Origin of the sequence: Pseudomonas sp. S11P7 (assembly GCF_023195435.1) — a bacterium.
Taxonomy (GTDB): domain Bacteria; phylum Pseudomonadota; class Gammaproteobacteria; order Pseudomonadales; family Pseudomonadaceae; genus Aquipseudomonas; species Aquipseudomonas fluorescens_G.
The window spans coordinates 1,988,852-2,007,396 of record NZ_JALPKS020000002.1 but is presented as its reverse complement, the minus strand read 5'-3'; the positions used below and the strand labels follow the sequence as shown (position 1 = coordinate 2,007,396).

Below are 18,545 nucleotides of genomic sequence, written 5' to 3'. Positions count from 1 at the left end.
GGGAGTTGCCGCCCCGGTATCGGGGCGGCATCGATCAATCCACGGCTTGCAAAGTGACGCTGAACTCCCCTTCCATTGCCGCAAGCTGCTCAAGCCCTGAGACAAAGCGGCCCAAGTGCACCAGCTCGCTGGAGCTCTCGAATTCGCGGTAGTACGCCACCAGATTGCCCCATGGCGCATACAGCGCGAAATCGCCGACGGCGGGTTTCAATCCGAACGGCGCGGCGGTCGTCTTGAGCTTGCGCGGGGGTAGGCGATCTTCTCGACCCGGTTGTGATCGCTGAACTGCAACGTCAGCGGCAACATCGACATGAGGTCGCGCGTAACCGTGTTGTCGTTCAATTCCACCACGGCCTCCCCCGGCAAATCCGAGCTTGAGTCTGGGCAATACATGAGCGTGACCGGGCATGGAAGACTCCTTTGTGCTTGCAACGGGTTGCACCGCAGGCGGGTCAAGCGCTGCGCCTTGCGCCATGAGCGAGAGAGTCAGCGCAGCACAGGCCAGCATGGCCGCAAGATTACGCCACCCGATGATCCGGGCCCTGCGTTCAATCATCTCGAAATTCCTCTCACTGATCGCTCTTCACTTTTGCCAGTTCCGCCGTAACAGTTCGACACATTCTCACGACCCATTGCCCTCCTCTCTAGCGCAATCCTCTTGAATGCTTGCCTGATCCTCTGGACTTGCTCCGCCATGGATACCCAATGCACGCGCGAGGCCATAGAGTCCGATCAACAAGCGCAACCGCGCCAGGACGCATGCGAGGCGGATTTCACAGCTCGCCAGCCTCAGCGAAAAACACGCTCACGCGGCGCGGCGCCCGATGCTTATAAAAACTGCACGTCAACCGATGATCAGGCGGGTGAACCCATGGAACTACGAATCAATCAGAAGACCGTTCAGGTCGATGCCGACGCCGATACGCCCTTGCTCTGGGTACTGCGCGATGACCTCGGCATGACCGGCACCAAATATGGCTGCGGCCTGGCCCAGTGCGGCGCCTGCTCGGTGCTGGTCGACGGTAATGTGGTGCGCTCGTGCGTCACGCCGGTGGCCGGTGTGGTTGGCCGCGACATCACCACCATTGAAGCCATCGAGTCTGATGAGGTGGGCAAGCGTGTGGTCGCGACCTGGGTCGAATTACAAGTGGCGCAGTGCGGTTATTGCCAGTCCGGCCAGGTCATGGCCGCGACCGCGCTGCTCAAGCACAACCCCGCGCCCAGCGATGCGCAGATCGAAGCGGCGATGGTCAATCTGTGTCGCTGCGGCACTTACAACGCCATTCATGCCGCGGTGCATGAGCTGGCTGGCAAGAGGGACGCCTGATGAAAGTTTCCAGCGAAACCACTGCACAATCCTCGTTGCCTGACCTGACGACGCCGATCAACCTTTCCCGCCGCCGCTTTCTCACCGGCACCGCCGTCGGTGCGCTGGTGCTGGGCTTCGGTCTGCCACTCGGCGCGCCCCGGGCGTTCGCTGCTGCAGCGGCTGCCACGACCAGCGAACGCGGTACGCAGGTGCCGGCGTTTCTGGAAATTCGCCCGGACAACCGCGTGCGCCTGATGTGCCCGTTCATGGAAGGTGGCCAAGGCACCTTCACGGCGATGGCGCAGATTGTCGGCGAAGAACTCGACGCCGATCCGGCGACGTTCCTGGTCGAAGCCGCGCCGCCCGGCGAAGCGTATGTGGTGATGGACAATGGCATGCGCATTACCGGTGGCAGCATGTCGGTGCGCATGAGCTATCCGGTGATGCGCCGGCTCGGCGCCCTCGCCCGCGCCATGCTCTTGCAAGCGGGCGCCGAACGGCTCGGCGTGTCGGTGAGCGAACTGAGCACCGAACCGGGCAAAGTGCTGCACGCCGCATCCGGCCGCTCGCTGACTTACGGTGAGTTGGCCGAACGCGCCATGGACCTGCCAGTGCCCGATCCGGTCAGCGTCAAGCTGCGCGATCCAAGCCAGTTCCGCTGGATCGGCAAGCCGGTCAAGCGCATCGACGCTTACGACAAGTCCACCGGCAAGGCGCTCTACTGCATCGATCTGAAGGTCGACGACATGCTCCACGCCGCCGTTCAGCACGCGCCGCGTCTGGGCATGACCGTGGGCAGTCTGCGCAACGAAGAGCAGGTCAAGGCGATGAAAGGGGTGCATTCGGTACACCGCCTGCCCGGCGCCGTGGCGGTGCTCGCCGAGCGTTGGTGGCACGCCAAACGCGCGGTCGAGGCGATCCAGGTCGACTGGCAGGAACCGGGTGCCGACAGCCCGGTCCGCGTCATGCCGGCGGACTTTTCCAGCGATGCGTATTTAAAGCGTCTGGCGGCGGAAAAAGGCCCGGCCCGTGACGATGAAAACGAGGGTGACGTGGCCGCGAGTCTGGCCAACGCGAAAACCCGCATCGATGCGACGTATCACAACCAGTACCTCAATCACGCGCAACTCGAACCGCCGTCGGCGCTGGCGCGTTTCAATGCCGATGGCTCGCTGGAAGTCTGGTTGCCGAATCAGGCACCTGACTTGTATCGCGCCGACATCGCCAAACGCACCGGTCTCGAACCTGGAAAAATCACCTTGCACTCGCCGCTGTTGGGTGGGTTCTTCGGTCGGCATTTTCTCTACGACTCGGCCAGTCCGTACCCGCAGGCCATCGCGCTGGCGAAGGCGGTCGGACGGCCGGTCAAACTGATCTGGAGCCGCGAAGAGGAATTCCTGCGTGACGTGCTGCGTCCGGTGGCGGCGGTCAATTTCCGTGGTGCGTTGGATAACGACGGCTGGCCGCTGGCAATCGAAGCCGTTAGCGCCACCGAAGGCCCCACCGAAGCGATCGCCGGCAAGCAAGGCGAAAAGCTTGACCCGACGGCGCTGGAAGGCTTGTCCGGGAAGTCCTATGCGATCGCCAACAAGCGCATCGCGCAGATCTACGTCAAAGGCCCGGCCATGCTCGGTTACTGGCGTTCGGTGGGCAATTCGCTCAACGACTTTTTCTATGAATCGTTCCTCGACGAACTGGCTGACAAGGGCGGCAAGGACCCGTTCGATTTGCGCCTGCATCTGCTGCGCGACAACGCTCGGCTGACCACTCTGTTGCAAGCGGTGGCCGAGTTGTCGGGCGGCTGGAAACGCGGACCGTTTACTGCCGAGGATGGCAGTCGGCGTGCGCGCGGTGTGGCGATGGCATCGCCGTTCGGCACCGAGACGGCGGTGATTGCCGAGGTGTCGATCGAAAATGGCCAGGTCAAGGTGCACGACATCTGGCAGGCGATCGACCCCGGCAGCATTGTCAATCCGGCGATTGTCGAGGCGCAGGTCAACGGCGCCGTGGCGTTGGGGCTGTCGCAGACGCTGGTCGAGGAAGCCGTGTGGCTCGATGGCAAACCGCGTGCGCGCAATTACGACCTGTATCCGATCCTGGCGCCTGCGCGCATGGCCAGGGTGCATGTGCGTGTCGTTGAAAGCGGGGAAAAAATGGGCGGCATCGGTGAACCGCCACTGCCGGCCGTCGCGCCCGCCGTGGCCAACGCGGTGGCCGCACTGACCGGGCAGCGAATTCGCAGCCTGCCCATGAGCCGCCACACTTTCGCCTGATCAGCGCCGGAGCGTTTATGAACAACAGCCGATTCGCAAGAACCGCTGGCTGGCTGGCCGTGCCGTGTCTGATCGCGGCAGGTCTGCTGGCCTGGTATGTCACCCGTGAGCCCGTCTCGCCCCTGGAAAAACCACCGTTCAGCGTCGCCGACATCGACCCGGCGCTGGTCACTCGCGGCGAATACGTCGCCCGCCTCAGCGACTGCGTGGCCTGTCACAGCGTGCCGGGCGGCGCGCCGTTCGCCGGTGGCCTGGAAATGGCCACACCGCTGGGCGTAATCCATGCGACCAACATCACCCCGGACGCAGACACCGGGATTGGCCGCTACAGCCTCGCCGATTTTGACCGCGCCGTACGCCATGGCGTAGCGCCGGGTGGTCGGCGTCTGTACCCGGCGATGCCGTATCCCTCGTATGCCAAGCTCAGTGATGACGACGTGCGCGCGCTGTATGGGTTTTTCATGAAAGGCGTACCGCCGGTCAAGCAGGCCAACCAGCCGAGTTCGATTCCCTGGCCGCTGAACCTGCGCTGGCCGATTGCAATGTGGAACGGCGTGTTTGTCGACGCCGAACCTTACGCCAGCAAACCCTCGCAGGATGCACAGTGGAACCGTGGCGCCTATCTGGTCCAGGGCGCCGGGCATTGCGGCAGCTGCCACACGCCACGCGGCTTGGCGTTCAACGAGAAAGCGCTCGATGAATCCGGTCAACCGTACCTCGCCGGCGCATTGCTCGATGGCTGGTACGCGCCAAGTTTGCGCGACGATCACAACACCGGGCTCGGGCGCTGGAACGAGGCGGAAATCGTCCAGTTCCTCAAGACCGGGCGCAACCGCCATGCGGTGGTCTACGGCTCGATGACCGAAGCGTTCAACAACTCCACGCAGTTCATGAGCGACGAAGATCTGAGCGCCATCGCCCATTACCTGAAATCGCTACCCGGCGATCCGCAACGTGACGGCCCACCCTGGCAATATCAGCAGGCCTCTGCCGCGCCAAGCCTGGACACCCCCGGCGCGCACACTTACGTCACCCGCTGCGCGTCTTGCCACGGTGTCGACGGCAAGGGCCAGGCCGAATGGATGCCGCCGCTGGCCGGCGCCACTTCCGCGCTGGCGAAGGAACAGGCATCCGCGATCAACATCACCCTCAACGGCTCGCAGCGTGTCGTCGCCGCCGGCGTACCGGACGCCTATCGCATGCCAGCCTTCCGCGAACAACTGTCGGATCAGCAGATCGCTGAGGTGCTGACGTACATGCGCAGTACCTGGGGCAATCAGGCCAGCGCGGTCGATGCCGCGGCGGTCGGCAAACTGCGCGAACACACGGATCCGGCGAGCAGCAGTCCGATTATTTTGCAGATGCGTTAGCAGCGCTGAGACAGCAATTGCCGGTCCCGCGTGGGACCGGCATTTTACTTTCAATGAGAACGTCGCACGCTTTGTAAACCGGCGACTTGTCTCAACCGATCAATGCGGACTGGCCACCGGCCGCACGACAATCTCACTGACATCGACATCGTCAGGCTGGTCAATCGCGTAAACCAACGCTCGCGCAATCGCATCGGCCTCCAGCGCTACGCTGCGGAACGCGCGCATTTCCTCACGCGCCACCTCATCGGAAATCGAATCCGCCAGTTCGGACTCGACCACACCCGGGCAAACCACAGTCACGCGGATCTTGTCCGTTTCCTGGCGCAGGCCATCGGAGATGGCTCTGACTGCGAATTTGGTCGCGCAATACACGGCGGCGGTCGGTGACACCGCGAGGCCGCCAATCGAGGAAATGTTGATGACCTGACCGAAGCCTTGCGCTTCCATTCCCGGCAACACCGCGGCAATACCGTGCAGCACGCCACGCACATTGACGTCGAGCATCTGGTTCCATTCATCGACCTTCAGCGCAGCCAGGGGCGACAGCGGCATGACCCCGGCGTTGTTGATGATCACGTCGACCTTGCCGTGCTGCGCCTTGGCGAATTCAACGAAGGCCTGCATCGAGTTCATGTCGGTCACGTCGAGCGCACGGGCGCTGGCCGAGCCGCCTTCGTTGCGGATCTCGCCGACCAGTTTTTCCAGGCGTTCGGTGCGGCGGGCACCGAGTACGACGTGGGCACCTTTGGCTGCGATCAGTCGCGCGGCGGCTTCGCCGATACCGCTGCTGGCGCCGGTGATCAATACGACTTTGTTTTGAATGTTCGACATATCCGTTTCTCCTGCTCAGAGCATGGGAAGTCAGCCGGGCCGCGGGGTGCGGGGTGTTGGCTGGGTACGTCGAAAAGGTTAAGCGCGCAGGCCTGGTGAGCGCGTGCCGAAAGCTGCGTGAGGTTTGCCTATTCGTGTCTGAGTGCGCGGTGATGATTTACCGACGCCACCTCTTCAAGTACCGCGAAATTCGCTGGGCGTGACCCCCACTTCACGACGAAACACCTGCGAAAAGTGACTGGCACTGGAATAGCCGACCTCCAGACCGATGTCGATTACGCTGCGCTGCGACTCGAGCAACAGTTGCCGCGCGCGGGCCATGCGCAAACGGATGAAATACTGCGAAGGCGCCAGACCAGTGGCGCGTTTGAACAGGCGGCTGAAGTGGTATTCGCTGAGCTCGGCGAGCGCCGCCAATGTTGCCAGGCTGAATTCGTCGTCCAGATGCGCGGCCATCGCGTCGGTGACTTTGCGCAGTTTGTAAGCCTGCAGCGCGTTGACCCGACGCCCCGCCTGGGACTCGGCCGGATAGGTGCGCAGCAGGTGCACGGCGAGCGCCTGGGCCAGCGACTGGGCGAACAGTGCGCTGGGCGTGCGTTGCTCGATCAGTTCGCTGCGCAATTGCTGCAGGACAAACGTGATGTGCGAATCACGAGCGCCCGAAACATCGCGCAAACGCAACAGCGCACTGGCCTGCCCGGACAGCTCGCGCGACGCCCGTTCGATCAGCGGCAAGCCCAGATAAAGGTGCATGACTTCAAAGGTTTCGCCACCGTGGGTCTGCCAGCGCATTTCATAGGGCTCATCCGACTGGGTGAGAAAAAGTCTCCCGCGCTGACCTCAGTCGCCTCCCATTCACCACCCAGCGCCCGTTCCTCCACCCTCGCCGCGCCTGCCAGAACCAACACCATCAACGGTTCTACCACCGCCGGCACCGTGATCGGCTCATCGATACTGCGATGGCTGAACAGCTGAATCACGACATCGTCAATTTGCGGCCGCGAAGTCAGCGCGAGGGGTTCGCCCGGCAGGTAATCAGCCATGGACTCGCCTGTTATGCGCATCTGAGTAGTATTCGCCATGAAACGGCCCTTTCATTTCCGTGGTTGCGAAACCTGACAATAGCCCAGCTGTGAGCATATTGGGCGCAAAACTCCGACAGCCTCGGCAAGCCTGCGAAAGTCGACACCCACGCATTGCGAGACAGTTGAGTCGTCGCCGACACCAGCGCCAAACGTGGCTGGCAAGGCAGGCCTGACTGGATCAACGTGGAGAAAGATCATGAGCGAGATCAACAACAGCACACCAAACGAAGTGATGGGCAAAGTGGCCCTGGTCACCGGCGCAGCCAGCGGCATCGGCAAGGCGATTGCCTTGTTGCTGCACGCCCGTGGCGCCAAAGTCATTGCCGAGGACCTCAACCCCGCCGTGCAGGAACTGGCCCGCCCCGGCCTGGTGCCGTTGGTGGCGGACATCACCGAAGACGGCGCCGCAGAACGTGCGGTAGCCCTGGCCGTTGAGCAGTTCGGCCGCCTGGATATTCTGGTCAACAACGCCGGGATCATTATCAACAAACTGGTGGTCGACATGACCCGCGAGGACTGGGAGCGCATTCAGGCGGTCAACGCCACCGCCGCTTTCCTGCACAGTCGCGAAGCGGTCAAAGCGATGATGCCGAACAAGTCCGGTGCGATCGTCAACATCGCGTCCTATGCGTCGTATTTCGCCTTTCCGACCATTGCCGCCTACACGGCCTCGAAAGGCGCACTGGCACAACTGACCCGCACCCTGGCCCTGGAAGTAATCGGTCATGGCATTCGCGTCAATGCCGTCGGCGTCGGTGATGTGGTGACCAACATTCTCAACGACGTGGTCGACGATGGCCCCGCTTTCCTGGCGCAACACGGTGAAAACGCGCCCATCGGCCGCGCTGCGCAGCCCGAAGAAATCGCTGAAGTGGTCGCGTTCATCGCTTCGGACCGTGCCAGCTTCATGGTCGGCGCGGTGGTCATGGCCGATGGCGGTATGACCGTCACCGCTGGCTGAGCCAGCGCCAGGCGCAGGCAAAGCAGGATCAGGCAGATCTGCGGCAGTATCGGCCTAACGCCGCGCCCTCCCCGCTACGTAACCTGAACATCAGCAACGGACGCACCGACGGGCCACGGACGGCCACAGGCGAAATGAGGAGAAACCCTTATGAAACGCGCTAAACACATCACTGAAGAAAACCGCTATGTCGGTATGTGGGTGACGGCCGATGGCTTCATCCGTCATCAGCTTCTGGGCACTGGTCGCTATGACGAAGCCCGTGGTAAAAAAAGCAGTGCCTATCAGGGCCGCTATGTGTTGTCGGGCGACTATATCCAGTATTGGGACGACACCGGGTTCACCGCTGACGGGCATTTTCGTGACGATGCGCTCTATCACGCCGGCATGATTCTCTACCGGCAATGAGCGAACGGATGAAGCCGGGACCTGACCGTCTGCCTGAACATTTCCGGGCAGACGTTCCTCAATCTTTACGAGTGTTTGACATGCAACCGAGCGATGCTTCCCTTTTGCAAAACACCGCGCTCTATCGCACTGAGTTGATCCGTGCGCTGACCCAGCGCTTTGCCGAGCCGGGGATCTACGAGACCGCTATCGCGCCACTGCACGTGATTCGCATGGACCAGCCCACCGAGCTGATTCACACCGTGCACAAACCGGCGCTGTGCCTGATTTTGCAGGGGCGAAAGGAAGTCGGCCTCGGCGAGGATTGCTACCGGTACGACCCGCTGAATTACCTGGTGGTCTCGGTCACATTGCCGGTGTCCGGTCGTGTCTTGCAGGCGAGCCCGGAGGCGCCTTATCTGTGTATCCGCCTGGATTTCGAAGCCACCGATCTTGCGCAGGTGATCGCCGATGCGCCGCCGACGGGCGTGCCGGACGAGCCCGAGCGTGGGATGTTTCTGGAAACCATCGACGTGCCGCTGCTGGAAACCATGCTGCGTCTGGTGCGCCTGCTGGAAACTCCACGGGACATCGGCATGCTCGCACCGCTGGCCTTGCGCGAGATGTACTACCGCCTGCTGCGCGGCGTCCACGGGCGTCGCCTGTATGAACTGGCCATGGGTGATTCGCAAGCGCGCCGCGTTTCGCGGGCGATCGACTGGCTGAACAGCCATTACACCCAGCCGCTGCGCATCGAGGAACTGGCGCGCATCGCCAACCTCGGCAGCTCAACCTTGCATCACCGCTTCAAGGCCATGACGGCGATGAGCCCGCTGCAATACCAGAAGCAACTGCGCCTGCAGGAGGCCCGCCGGCTGATGCTCGGTGAGGGGCTGGACGTGGCGAGCGCCTGTTATCGCGTCGGCTATGAAAGCCCCTCGCAATTCAGCCGTGAGTACAGCCGCCAGTTCGGCTCGCCGCCCTCGAAAGATATCAGCAGTGCGCGGAGCCTGGCGTGAGCGACTAGCAGCTCGCTTTATTCGCCCAGTGCGAGCTTCGCGGCGCGAGGTTTACGCGTAAGCATTATGCGGAATATCACAAAACCGGCGATGGCAAACGCGGCATTCAGCGCGACCATCGCGAAGGCAGTGTCGTCCTGCAGACGGCTGAGCAGCAAACCGGCAACGGTCGCACCGGCCATTTGCGCAAAGCCGATGAAACCTGCCGCCAGCCCTGCCCGGGTCGGATTGGGAATCACCGCGCCAGCAACCGAACCGGGCAGCACCATGCCCGCTCCCAGCGTCAGCAATACCTGTGGCAGCATCAAACCGGTGACCGATGGGCCAGCGAATTGGTGAATGATGAACGAAAGACTGGCGCCTACCGCAACCAGGCCGGTGCCTAGGGCAACGATCTTTTCCGGACCAGACTTGATGATGGTGCGGTTGGTGTACACCGCACCGGCAATCAAACCGGAAACGATGCTGCCAAACAGCAGACCGTATTGCGTCGGGCTCAAGCCAAGCTGGCCCACGAACACCCGCGATGAGCCGGCGATGAAGCTGAACATCGCGCCGTAAGTGCAGGCGATGGCAACCGAAAAACTGCGCACAGACGAGCCCTTGAGCAGCGCCGCATAATTGCCCATCAGTGTTTTCAAGCGCCCGGCCTGCGGGTCACGCTGCAGATGGGTTTCCTTGAAAAACAGCGAGGCGATCAGCGCCAGTGCGCCGAACAATACCGTCGCCATGACCACCGCGCGCCAGCCGCCGGCGTGAGTGGCGATCAACCCGCCGATTACAGGTGAGAGCATGATGGTACTGAGCATGCCGATCACCGTGATGGCCATGATCGGTCCGGCGCGCTCTTTCCACACATCGCGCACAATGCTGCGCGCCACCACCAGCGCCGCGCAGGCGCCAACCCCTGCAGAGCACGGCCGACGATGAATTCGTCCATGCTCTGCGCATACGCCATCCACAGCGAAGCCAGCACGTAAGTCGCAACGCCAGCGAGCAATAGCGGGCGCCGGCCGAGGCGATCCGAAAGCGGGCCGAAGAACAACTGACCCAGACCAAAAGCGGCGACAAACATCGACAACGCTGCCAGCGAGGCACCCGGCGCCGCGCCAAGGCCTGACTCGAGTTCGCGCAGGCTGGGAATCAGCAACTGCGTGGAAATTTCCCCGAGGCCGCAAAGCCCGATCAGGAGTGCGAGCAATACGCTGGAACGAGTGGATGTGTGCATGGCTGTATCCGAAGTGGATGGGGAGAACAATGCCCCGATCCATTTGGGGTCCCGGTTGTATCAAATACCCTCGCGCGCAATCCAGGACAGCAGCCAACGACTGCACCGAGGGCGCAGCATTATGGTCATAATAATTTTCGCCTGTAAATATGACGGCCGTAATTTCAGTAACCGTGCAGCGTAGACTCGCGTTCAGCTCACAGGCACAGCAAACACCGCACTGGCGCGCGCCACCGTGCGCTCACCGACATGCAGGCTGACAGCGGCGAACGCCAGTTGCCGACCTCTTTTCGAATGCTCGAGGCGCACCTCCAGCCATTCATTGATCTGCACGGCACCGAGATAATCCAGAGTCATGCTCGCGGTAATCAACGGCTGCGGAGGGTCGCTGGAAAACGCCATGGCGTACCCCATCCCGACATCGGCCAACGTCGCCAACACACCGCCATGCAACGTGCCACGGCCGTTGGCGTGCCTGGCGTCGGTCAACAATCCGAGTTCCAGTTGCAGACCACTGCCGCGTGCGTAGATCGGGCCCAGCAGATCGAGTAATGGACTGCTGCGGCTGAACAGCGTGAAACCTTCGGGGATTACAGTGGCGTTCATGTTTGCTCCGAGTGCCGTCATTCACCGGCGATGTAGACCTGCCTACACTGCTCCTACTCGGTTCTATGTGTGATTGCCTGATCGGGCCACAACAATCTGTATGTGGAATGTGCAGGCATAAACTGCGAGCCAGAAATGAGAGGCACTGACAGATAAAGCGCGACGGCTATAATCGCAACACATCAGCCCCCGTTCGAACTCACCCTATGCCAAGCCCAAGCACCCGCCCTACCCCCGCGCCATTCCTCAAACCCGGCGAAACCGTGGTTCTGTTCGACGGTGTCTGCAAGCTCTGCAACGGCTGGGCGCGTTTCCTGATTCGCCATGATCACCAGCGCCGCGTGCGCCTGGCCGCCGTGCAATCCCCAGAAGGCCAGGCACTGCTGGCGTGGGCCGGGTTGCCGGTGGATCAGTTCGACACCATGGCGGTAATTCGCGATCGACATTATTGGGAACGTTCGGATGCGTTCCTTGAAGTGATCCGCCAATTGCCAGCCCCTTGGCAGCCGCTGCGCCTGCTGCGCGTCTTGCCTCGACGCCTGCGCGACTGGGCGTATGACCGCATCGCGCTGAACCGCTATCGGCTGTTCGGCCAGTACGACACCTGCCTGCTGCCCAATGCGGACCATGAGTTGCGTTTTCTGAAGATGCCCCCGCTGCCATTCAGCGAAAAATAGCAGTCACAGGCCTTGAAACTCTTCCTTCAAAAGATCGGCAAACCTGTCTCTTGCACGATGCAAGTCAACGTTCTTGTTCGATATAAAATAATTAGTGACTGGCAGCAAATCATCAAAAGTAAAAGCGCTTATGCTGCCGATCCTTTTGAACTGCTCAAAAATACCTCTAGGGACTAACGACACACCGGCACCAGAACTGACGCAACCGAGGATGGTGCCATAACTGGCTATACTGGTTACGGCACTTTCTACGCCATGCTTTTTCAGCCAACCAAGCAGTGCACCTCGATAAGGGCAACCTTCAGGCCACATGAATATATCGACCGCAGCCAGATCCTGCGGTTTGTTTATCCGCCCGGCAGCCGGAGAGGCAATCAGCACCAACTCTTCCTCGTATATTTCAATAACATGCAGATCCGGGTGATCGGGCCTTACCGCAACGATAGCGCCATCCAGTTCATGCTTGACTACATCGTTTGATAACTGCGACCAGTCTGCTGTGCGAAATTGCATTTGCACGGCTGGATAAAGTTGATGAAATTTCGATAACAGCCTCGGCAATCTACCCGTGGCGGAAGACTCTATAGCGCCGATTTTCAATACCCCTGAAGGCGCAGCTGATGGGTCCAGGACTCGTTGTGATTCCGCGCACAACGACAGGATCTTGTTAACGTAACCGAGAAACAAACTCCCGGATGGGCTGATAACCAGCCCCCTGCCTTGCCTGATGAACAACGAAACCCCTAGCTCCCGCTCCAGTGCCTTGATCCGGTTGGTGATGTTGGAAGGGACACAGTGCAACAACTCAGCAGCGCGCACGATGCTTCCTTGATCAGCCACTGTCTTGAACATCGTCAGCTGAGACAACTCCATGTCATTACTCATCAAAAGTGAATGATACGCACACTATAAGTCACTTGTTGCAAGCCCTCAAACACGTTATTCATTGCCTCTATTACATGGACAAGCGCACGTTGGCCCATTGCGGACAACAAGGAATCGCCCGTAAGGAGCGTCGGCTATTGAAACTGAAAACAGTTATTCCTTATGTCCATTGAGCAAGCTCTGATCGCGCTGGGCTTTTTTGCTTTTTGCGGGGGCTTGATTGATGCTGCGGTGGGTGGCGGTGGGCTCGTTCAGTTGCCGGCACTGTTACATGCGCTGCCCCAACAAAGTCTGGCCACGGTTTTCGGCACTAATAAACTGGCTGTTCTGGCAGGAAACTTATCTTCCATATTCAGCTATGTGAAACGCATAAAAATCCTTTGGCGCTTGATGCTGCCGACCATGTGTTCGGCTTTTATATTTGCCTTTATTGGCGCCTTCTCCGTTTCAATCGTGCCGAAAAGACTCATGGAGTTTGTTGTCTTTTTTATCCTCATAGCCATGGCCATTTATACGTTCAGCGAAAAAAAGTTAGGGCTGACGAGTTCAAATATTGAATGTGGTCCGAGGGAAATCGCATTAGGCGTTTTCTTTGGCGGCCTTATTGGTTTTTACGACGGCGTCTTTGGCCCTGGTAGCGGTAGCCTGCTTCTTTTCGTATTCGTCAAAGTGTTTGGATTCGATTTTCTCAACGCCTCGGCCTCGGCAAAACTGGTCAACCTGGGGACATTCGGCGCAGCACTGTTATTTTTTGTTCCGTCCGGCAATGTGTTGTGGACCGTCGGCGCTGTCGTCGCCCTGTGCAACATGTTGGGTTCAGTGACCGGAGTGGTCCTTGCCCTACGCTACGGAAGCGGGTTCATTCGGGTGTTTTTTTGATTCTGCTGGTTTTTTTGATCGGCAGAATGGGCTTGTCACTATTCTCTTAGGAACCGACGCTGGCGTTTGCCAGCCCCGTATCACCAACGGCGTTTTCGAAAACATGGATTCAACCGCTACAGCCAATAACCCAGCAACTGACCCGGCGTCATCTTCGTCACCATCATCAGCACGATGACAAACATCCCGGCGAATCCCAGCACGCCCATCCAGAACCACGCGCGGTACACGTTCGCATAGCGCACATCGAGGACGGCGCCCGCCTCACTGGCCTGCACGGCCATCTGCCAGAGTCGTTTCTGCAGCAGCAGAACCGGCAGCCACAACGCGCCGACGCAGACGAAGATGATCAGCGACGTCAGTATCCAGTCGGTGCTGATGGGCAACCCGGAAAGACGCAGCAGCCCATAGCCAGTGATGATCTGCACAAAGCCTGCCGGCGTGGTGATCCAGGTGTCGAAGCGCACCACCATGCGTGCGACGTGGGCGATGACTTGCGGGTTGGCCGTGCGGCTGGCGGCGATCAGGTAGAGGTAGGAACCCATGCCGAACCCGAAGAGGAAAATCGCTGCGATCACATGCAGGTATTTCAGGCATAGATACAGCATCAGCGCTGCCCGTCCGAGAACTGCACCGACAGGCTCAGGTTATGCGGATCGTTGATCGCAGTCAGGTATTCGTCAACGCTGATTTCGCCCACGCAAGGGCGTGCGCCCGCGGACGGTACGTAGCCTTGGGCCATTTTGCTCGCCAGTGCGACAGCAGCGCAGCTGGGGATTTCCGGGCCTTTGTCGTTAAGCGCGGTGAGCTGCGCGGTCATCGTCAACGGTCGGCCATCAAGACCCAACCCCTGCACATCGATGTACATCGCACTTTTGCCGTCGCCGAATCGCTCGAAACGCGTGCCCAGACGATGCAGCCGCGCGGCCCATAGCGCATGGTCGTGCACCAGGCCGAGTTTCAATGCCTGCGCCAACAGACCATTGGCGAGGCCACCGAGCTTGAGCCCGGCGCCGGCCTTGAAGCGCAAGGTCTGCGCGCCGTAGCGAGCGGCGAAGATGTCCATGTCCGGGACGTCGACATTGGCCAGCAGGCGTGTGCCCAGTTGTGGCATCTTGCGCAAGGTCAGATCGAGCCAGCCGGAGACTTCATGGACCTTGCCGTTCTTCAGTTGCCTGATCGGTTTGCCGGCGTAGGCCAGCACGCCCTCGATGGTCGACAGCCCCGGCATTTTCGCCGACGAGGAAATCCCGTGCTCGATCGCGTCGATCCGCGAAAAGCGCTGGTGCTGCTCGTCGATGATCGCTGACGACAGCGTCGGCACCGAGCTGCAGCCGCTGAGGATCGCCACGCCCGCCTGTTTCGCCCGTGCATCGAGCACGCCGATGCCATTGACGAAGGTGCGGCAGTCAGCAAGATCGCAATAATTCACGCCGGCCGCGATGCAGCTTTCCGCCACCGCGTAGGACTGCCCCTGAAACGGCCCGCCGGTGTGCACCACCAACTGGATATTCAGCGCGCGCAATGCGTCGCTGAACGCCGTACCCATCGCATCACCGCACCAGCCCTCGCAGACCGCGCCGGACTGCGCCTGCAATTGGTCGACCTTGTCCTGCAACTTGCGCGGATCACGTCCCGACAGCACCAGACCGATAAACGGCATCGAGATCAGATGCTGGCAAACGATACTGCCAAAATTTCCGTAACCACCGACCACCATCACCCTGAACGGCATGCAATTCTTCCCTAATTTCCACAGGCATGCAGGATATAGCGCTGAAGGTCGGCCGACCATGGGTGAAGCCGTTACAAAAAACTTTGGCAGCTAGCGTGTAATCGGTTAAGTGCAAACATCGCAAAACGTGAAATTAAATGAACCCAACGAACCCCACACCACCTAACGCATAGACCATCAGGAGGTAGCCTATGCAAATCGAAACCGTGTGGATCGTACTGGCGGCAGTGCTGGTGCTGATCGAGCTGTGGGCCATCAATCGGGTGCGCAAGAGCGAGGGCAAATCGAGCAACAAAGGCGTGTGGATCGTGCTGATCGTGTTTGTGCCGCTGTTCGGCCTGATCGCCTGGGCACTGGCCGGGCCTAAACATATTCGTCACGACACGGCGTCTAATCCAGGCCGCTGATATTTGCCACGCTGGCCGCAATTCTCTTGGATTGGCGGCCAGCGTTTTCAGGAATCCTGACGGATCACCGATATCTTGCCGTTGCGCTCGATGATCGCGAACTTGATCTGATCGATCGTTTCAATGCCTTGGCTCGAGCGCGCCGCTTCCATCACATCCGCCTCAATCAGCCGCGCATGACGCAGTCGGCGGTGCAGCAGCTTGCCATTCTCGACGATGATTGTCGGTTCGCCGTCGATCAGGCGTGACACCCAGCCTGACCGCTGTTTGAGCAACGAAAAACCGACGTCGATCGCGATCAACGAGACGATCACCAGCAACGAATTGGTCAGCGAAAAATCGTCGCCGAGCAGCGCTTGCTGGGTGGCTTCACCAATGATCATCAGCAGGACGAAATCGAACGTGGTCAGCTCGGCCAGTGAACGGCGTCCGGCGATTTTGAACAGCACCATCAGGGCCAGATACATCGCGACTGCGCGCAATACGGAATCCATGGTGTCACCTACGGAAAGATGAATTGAACCAGCTCAACACCCGTTGAACCGGGCGATTCGATGCGACTGCGAAACAGCCCGAGGCCGTCGCCGCGCAGCGTCAGGTACAGGGTTGCCTGGCCCTGCCCGTCCGCCTGCAACCACAGGCGCATGCCCTGCGCCGAATTGCGCGAGCGCAGCGGTTGCGGCTGCAGGGTTTCGACACTGAAGCCCTCCAGCAGCTCGCCACCGATATCCAGTTCCAGCGTCGCATCGGGCTTGCCGCTCAGGTTGATTTTCATCGCGTTGGTCGAGCCACTGCGGTGAAACATTTCATACTCTGCGTGCAGGTGGCCGTCGTCACTGCTGACTTCCCGCGTGCTGATGACCCCGCGCGAAAACAGCCCCAGCAGCCCGAGCACCACCAACAACACCAGCACGTACCAGCCGCATCTTTCGAAACGCCAGACCTTCGCTTGATAAGCCATGTCTTCGCGCACCGGGTAATCCCTGCTTTGCAGGTCCGGATGATCGCGGTCGGTTTTCATCGGTTCAGCCTCGCTCGCCACGCAGGGCTCGCTGATGGAAGTGCGGTAGCTGCTGCAAGGCGAATTCCGAGGCGGTTTGCTGCACCTCAACACGCGAACCGGGGAACCATTGCTGGCGCGTGAACACGGCGTGTTGACCGTCCAGTTGGAAGGCCCAGGCAAAGCACACGGTGCCGGCGGCAATGCCGTCGACGTCGTCAGGACCAAGAATGCCGGTGGTCGCAACGGCGACGTTGGCGGTGCTGTCGCGCAACGCGCCGACCGCCATTTCAGCGGCGACTTCAACGCTGGTCAGGTTGAAGGTTTCGATAGTGTCCGGGCTGACATGCAGCAGCCGTTGCTTGGCTTGCGGTGAATACACCACATAACCGCTCTCGATCAGTTGGCCGCTGCCCGGCACCTCGGACAGCAGCATGACAATGTTGCCGGCGGTGCACGATTCCGCCGTGGTGATGGTCAGCGAATGGTCGCGCAGATAGTCGACCGTTTCCTTGGCGATGGACATGACGTTCACTCTTGGAGTTATTGCCGGTTGACCGCATGCCGCGGTGATCATTCCCACGTTCGGCGAGCCCGGTTCCTGCCGGGCTCGCCGCCCCACCTCAAGTGGCGGGCACCAACGGCGGCGTCTCTGCGTTTTCCGTCAGCGGCACATCGCTGCTGCCGGGCGTGAGGATCACCTTGCGGCAGTTTTCCTGTTTCTTGTCGAAAAGCTTGTAGCCCTCGGCTGCCTGTTCCAGCGAGAGCCGGTGAGTGATGATCGCGTCGGGTTGCAGCGCGCCGGTTTCGATATGCCCGAGCAGTTCCGGCAGGTAGCGCTGGACATGGGTCTGACCCATTTTGAACGTCAGGCCCTTGTCGAACGCATCGCCAAACAGGAAGCCATGAATGAACCCGGCATACACACCGGGCACGCTGACCACCCCGCCCCGCCGTACGGCGGCGATGCACTGGCGCAAGGCCTTGCCGCTACTGCCTTCGAGCTTGAGCGTGGCCAGCACCGTTTCGGTGGTGCTGCCCTTGGCTTCGAACCCCACCGCATCGATCACCCCGTCGACGCCGCGATGGCCGGCCGTCTGCCGAATGATGGTGTCGGCCGGATCGTCGTCCTCATCGAAGTTGATCGGAATCACCCCATAGGTGCGCTGCGCGTATTCCAGTCGATACGGGTGATGATCGACCATGAAGATCTGCTCGGCACCGAGCATTTTCGCGCAGGCCGCACTGAGCAGGCCGACCGGGCCGGCGCCGTAGATCGCGACAGTTGAGCCTTGGCCGATCTGCGCGTTGTTCACCGCTTGCCAGGCAGTCGGGAGGATGTCCGAGAGGAACAACACCTTTTCGTCCGCCAGGGTGCCCGGCACCTTGAACGGCCCGGTGTTGGCCTTGGGCACACGCACCAGCTCGGCCTGCCCGCCGGGAATGCCGCCGTACAAGCGGCTGAAGCCGAACAACGCCGCCGGCGGTGTGATGGACTTTTTGTTGAGGATTGCGCCGCGACCGGGATTGGTGGTTTCACACGCGGCATAGAGCTCCATCTGGCAGAAGAAGCAGCCACCGCAGGCGATCACGAACGGAATCACCACACGATCACCGCGTTGCACCGCGGTCACCTCTGGCCCGGTTTCCTCGACGATGCCCATGAATTCGTGGCCGAAGATATCGCCGTGCTCGACGGTGGGAATCTTGCCTCGGTACAAGTGCAAGTCAGAGCCGCAAATGGCGGTCGCGGTCACACGCAGGATGATGTCGTCGGCGGCTTCGAGCTTCGGGTCCGGCACGGTCTCGACTCTCACATCGTGAGCGCCGTGGTAGGTCATTGCACGCATGGCAAGGTCCTCTTCCTGTTCAATGAAAGGGTCTGGGTCT

General features: G+C 60.6%; 21 protein-coding genes and 1 pseudogene. 9 read left to right on the top strand and 13 right to left on the bottom strand.

Going from position 1 to position 18,545, the window contains the following annotated elements; all coding sequences use genetic code 11:
- Positions 1 to 34: 34 nt before the first annotated feature.
- Positions 35 to 556, bottom strand: a complete 522-nt coding sequence (locus M0746_RS09365; RefSeq protein WP_258448923.1) for a cyclophilin-like fold protein — start codon at positions 554 to 556, stop codon at positions 35 to 37.
- Between the two features lie 315 nt (positions 557 to 871).
- Between M0746_RS09365 and M0746_RS09360 the strand changes: the two genes are divergently transcribed.
- Genes M0746_RS09360 through M0746_RS09350 form a run of 3 tightly spaced genes read left to right on the top strand, consistent with a single transcriptional unit; the run spans position 872 to position 4,952 of the window.
- A complete protein-coding gene (locus tag M0746_RS09360; RefSeq protein ID WP_203418363.1) occupies positions 872 to 1,327 on the top strand; it encodes a (2Fe-2S)-binding protein in 456 nt (151 codons plus the stop codon).
- A complete protein-coding gene (locus tag M0746_RS09355) occupies positions 1,327 to 3,582 on the top strand; it encodes a xanthine dehydrogenase family protein molybdopterin-binding subunit (RefSeq protein WP_258448922.1) in 2,256 nt (751 codons plus the stop codon). The genes M0746_RS09360 and M0746_RS09355 overlap by 1 nt, the downstream gene beginning before the upstream one ends.
- 17 nt (positions 3,583 to 3,599) lie before the next feature.
- Complete coding sequence (locus tag M0746_RS09350) at positions 3,600 to 4,952, top strand: c-type cytochrome (RefSeq protein WP_258448921.1); 1,353 nt, start codon at positions 3,600 to 3,602, stop codon at positions 4,950 to 4,952.
- Between the two features lie 99 nt (positions 4,953 to 5,051).
- Here M0746_RS09350 and M0746_RS09345 read toward each other — a convergent pair whose 3' ends face one another.
- The gene (locus M0746_RS09345; RefSeq protein ID WP_258448920.1) at positions 5,052 to 5,786 is read right to left on the bottom strand and encodes an SDR family oxidoreductase; all 735 of its coding nucleotides are present in this window, start codon (positions 5,784 to 5,786) and stop codon (positions 5,052 to 5,054) included.
- A 174-nt stretch (positions 5,787 to 5,960) separates the two neighbouring features.
- Positions 5,961 to 6,829 (bottom strand): annotated as a pseudogene (locus M0746_RS09340) (helix-turn-helix domain-containing protein).
- A gap of 238 nt (positions 6,830 to 7,067) precedes the next feature.
- On the opposite strand from M0746_RS09340, the gene M0746_RS09335 reads away from it, so the two are divergent.
- The 3 genes from M0746_RS09335 to M0746_RS09325 all read left to right on the top strand — a co-directional run bounded on the left by M0746_RS09335 (position 7,068) and on the right by M0746_RS09325 (position 9,238).
- Complete coding sequence (locus M0746_RS09335) at positions 7,068 to 7,832, top strand: SDR family NAD(P)-dependent oxidoreductase (RefSeq protein WP_258448919.1); 765 nt, start codon at positions 7,068 to 7,070, stop codon at positions 7,830 to 7,832.
- 150 nt (positions 7,833 to 7,982) lie between these two features.
- Positions 7,983 to 8,240, top strand: a complete 258-nt coding sequence (locus M0746_RS09330) for an Atu4866 domain-containing protein (RefSeq protein ID WP_258448918.1) — start codon at positions 7,983 to 7,985, stop codon at positions 8,238 to 8,240.
- Positions 8,241 to 8,320: 80 nt separating this feature from the next.
- Positions 8,321 to 9,238 (top strand): AraC family transcriptional regulator, encoded by a 918-nt coding sequence (locus M0746_RS09325; protein WP_258448917.1) that lies wholly within the window; start codon positions 8,321 to 8,323, stop codon positions 9,236 to 9,238.
- A 17-nt stretch (positions 9,239 to 9,255) separates the two neighbouring features.
- Here M0746_RS09325 and M0746_RS09320 read toward each other — a convergent pair whose 3' ends face one another.
- From M0746_RS09320 to M0746_RS09315, 3 genes are all read right to left on the bottom strand, one after another.
- Positions 9,256 to 10,119, bottom strand: coding sequence for an MFS transporter (locus M0746_RS09320; RefSeq protein WP_342454985.1), 864 nt, complete (start codon positions 10,117 to 10,119; stop codon positions 9,256 to 9,258).
- Positions 10,053 to 10,466 carry an MFS transporter gene (locus M0746_RS29190; RefSeq protein ID WP_342454984.1) on the bottom strand — a complete coding sequence of 138 codons (414 nt, stop codon included), beginning with the start codon at positions 10,464 to 10,466 and terminating at the stop codon, positions 10,053 to 10,055. The genes M0746_RS09320 and M0746_RS29190 overlap by 67 nt, the downstream gene beginning before the upstream one ends.
- A 192-nt stretch (positions 10,467 to 10,658) precedes the next feature.
- Entirely contained in the window at positions 10,659 to 11,072 is a 414-nt protein-coding gene (locus M0746_RS09315) for a PaaI family thioesterase (protein WP_258448916.1), read from the bottom strand.
- A gap of 206 nt (positions 11,073 to 11,278) precedes the next feature.
- Here M0746_RS09315 and M0746_RS09310 point away from each other — a divergent pair, with 206 nt between their 5' ends.
- On the top strand, positions 11,279 to 11,749 hold the full coding sequence (locus M0746_RS09310) for a thiol-disulfide oxidoreductase DCC family protein (protein WP_258448915.1): 471 nt from the start codon (positions 11,279 to 11,281) through the stop codon (positions 11,747 to 11,749).
- Positions 11,750 to 11,752: 3 nt separating this feature from the next.
- Here M0746_RS09310 and M0746_RS09305 read toward each other — a convergent pair whose 3' ends face one another.
- Positions 11,753 to 12,622 carry a LysR family transcriptional regulator gene (locus M0746_RS09305; protein WP_258448914.1) on the bottom strand — a complete coding sequence of 290 codons (870 nt, stop codon included), beginning with the start codon at positions 12,620 to 12,622 and terminating at the stop codon, positions 11,753 to 11,755.
- 174 nt (positions 12,623 to 12,796) lie between these two features.
- Here M0746_RS09305 and M0746_RS09300 point away from each other — a divergent pair, with 174 nt between their 5' ends.
- Entirely contained in the window at positions 12,797 to 13,513 is a 717-nt protein-coding gene (locus M0746_RS09300; protein ID WP_446731264.1) for a sulfite exporter TauE/SafE family protein, read from the top strand.
- Positions 13,514 to 13,629: 116 nt separating this feature from the next.
- On the opposite strand, the gene M0746_RS09295 is transcribed toward M0746_RS09300, so the two are convergent.
- Complete coding sequence (locus M0746_RS09295; protein ID WP_258448913.1) at positions 13,630 to 14,121, bottom strand: DUF2269 family protein; 492 nt, start codon at positions 14,119 to 14,121, stop codon at positions 13,630 to 13,632.
- Positions 14,121 to 15,248 carry a saccharopine dehydrogenase family protein gene (locus M0746_RS09290; protein ID WP_258448912.1) on the bottom strand — a complete coding sequence of 376 codons (1,128 nt, stop codon included), beginning with the start codon at positions 15,246 to 15,248 and terminating at the stop codon, positions 14,121 to 14,123. The genes M0746_RS09295 and M0746_RS09290 overlap by 1 nt, the downstream gene beginning before the upstream one ends.
- 191 nt (positions 15,249 to 15,439) lie before the next feature.
- Between M0746_RS09290 and M0746_RS09285 the strand changes: the two genes are divergently transcribed.
- A complete protein-coding gene (locus tag M0746_RS09285) occupies positions 15,440 to 15,655 on the top strand; it encodes a PLD nuclease N-terminal domain-containing protein (protein ID WP_090283927.1) in 216 nt (71 codons plus the stop codon).
- Between the two features lie 47 nt (positions 15,656 to 15,702).
- Here the strand turns inward: M0746_RS09285 and M0746_RS09280 are convergent, their stop codons facing one another.
- From M0746_RS09280 to M0746_RS09265, 4 genes are all read right to left on the bottom strand, one after another.
- The gene (locus tag M0746_RS09280) at positions 15,703 to 16,149 is read right to left on the bottom strand and encodes a DUF421 domain-containing protein (protein WP_258448911.1); all 447 of its coding nucleotides are present in this window, start codon (positions 16,147 to 16,149) and stop codon (positions 15,703 to 15,705) included.
- A gap of 8 nt (positions 16,150 to 16,157) precedes the next feature.
- Entirely contained in the window at positions 16,158 to 16,676 is a 519-nt protein-coding gene (locus M0746_RS09275) for a hypothetical protein (protein ID WP_258448910.1), read from the bottom strand.
- Between the two features lie 4 nt (positions 16,677 to 16,680).
- Positions 16,681 to 17,181 carry a CinA family protein gene (locus tag M0746_RS09270; RefSeq protein ID WP_258448909.1) on the bottom strand — a complete coding sequence of 167 codons (501 nt, stop codon included), beginning with the start codon at positions 17,179 to 17,181 and terminating at the stop codon, positions 16,681 to 16,683.
- 97 nt (positions 17,182 to 17,278) lie between these two features.
- Positions 17,279 to 18,505 carry a zinc-dependent alcohol dehydrogenase gene (locus tag M0746_RS09265; RefSeq protein ID WP_258448908.1) on the bottom strand — a complete coding sequence of 409 codons (1,227 nt, stop codon included), beginning with the start codon at positions 18,503 to 18,505 and terminating at the stop codon, positions 17,279 to 17,281.
- Between the last annotated feature and the right edge of the window lie 40 nt (positions 18,506 to 18,545).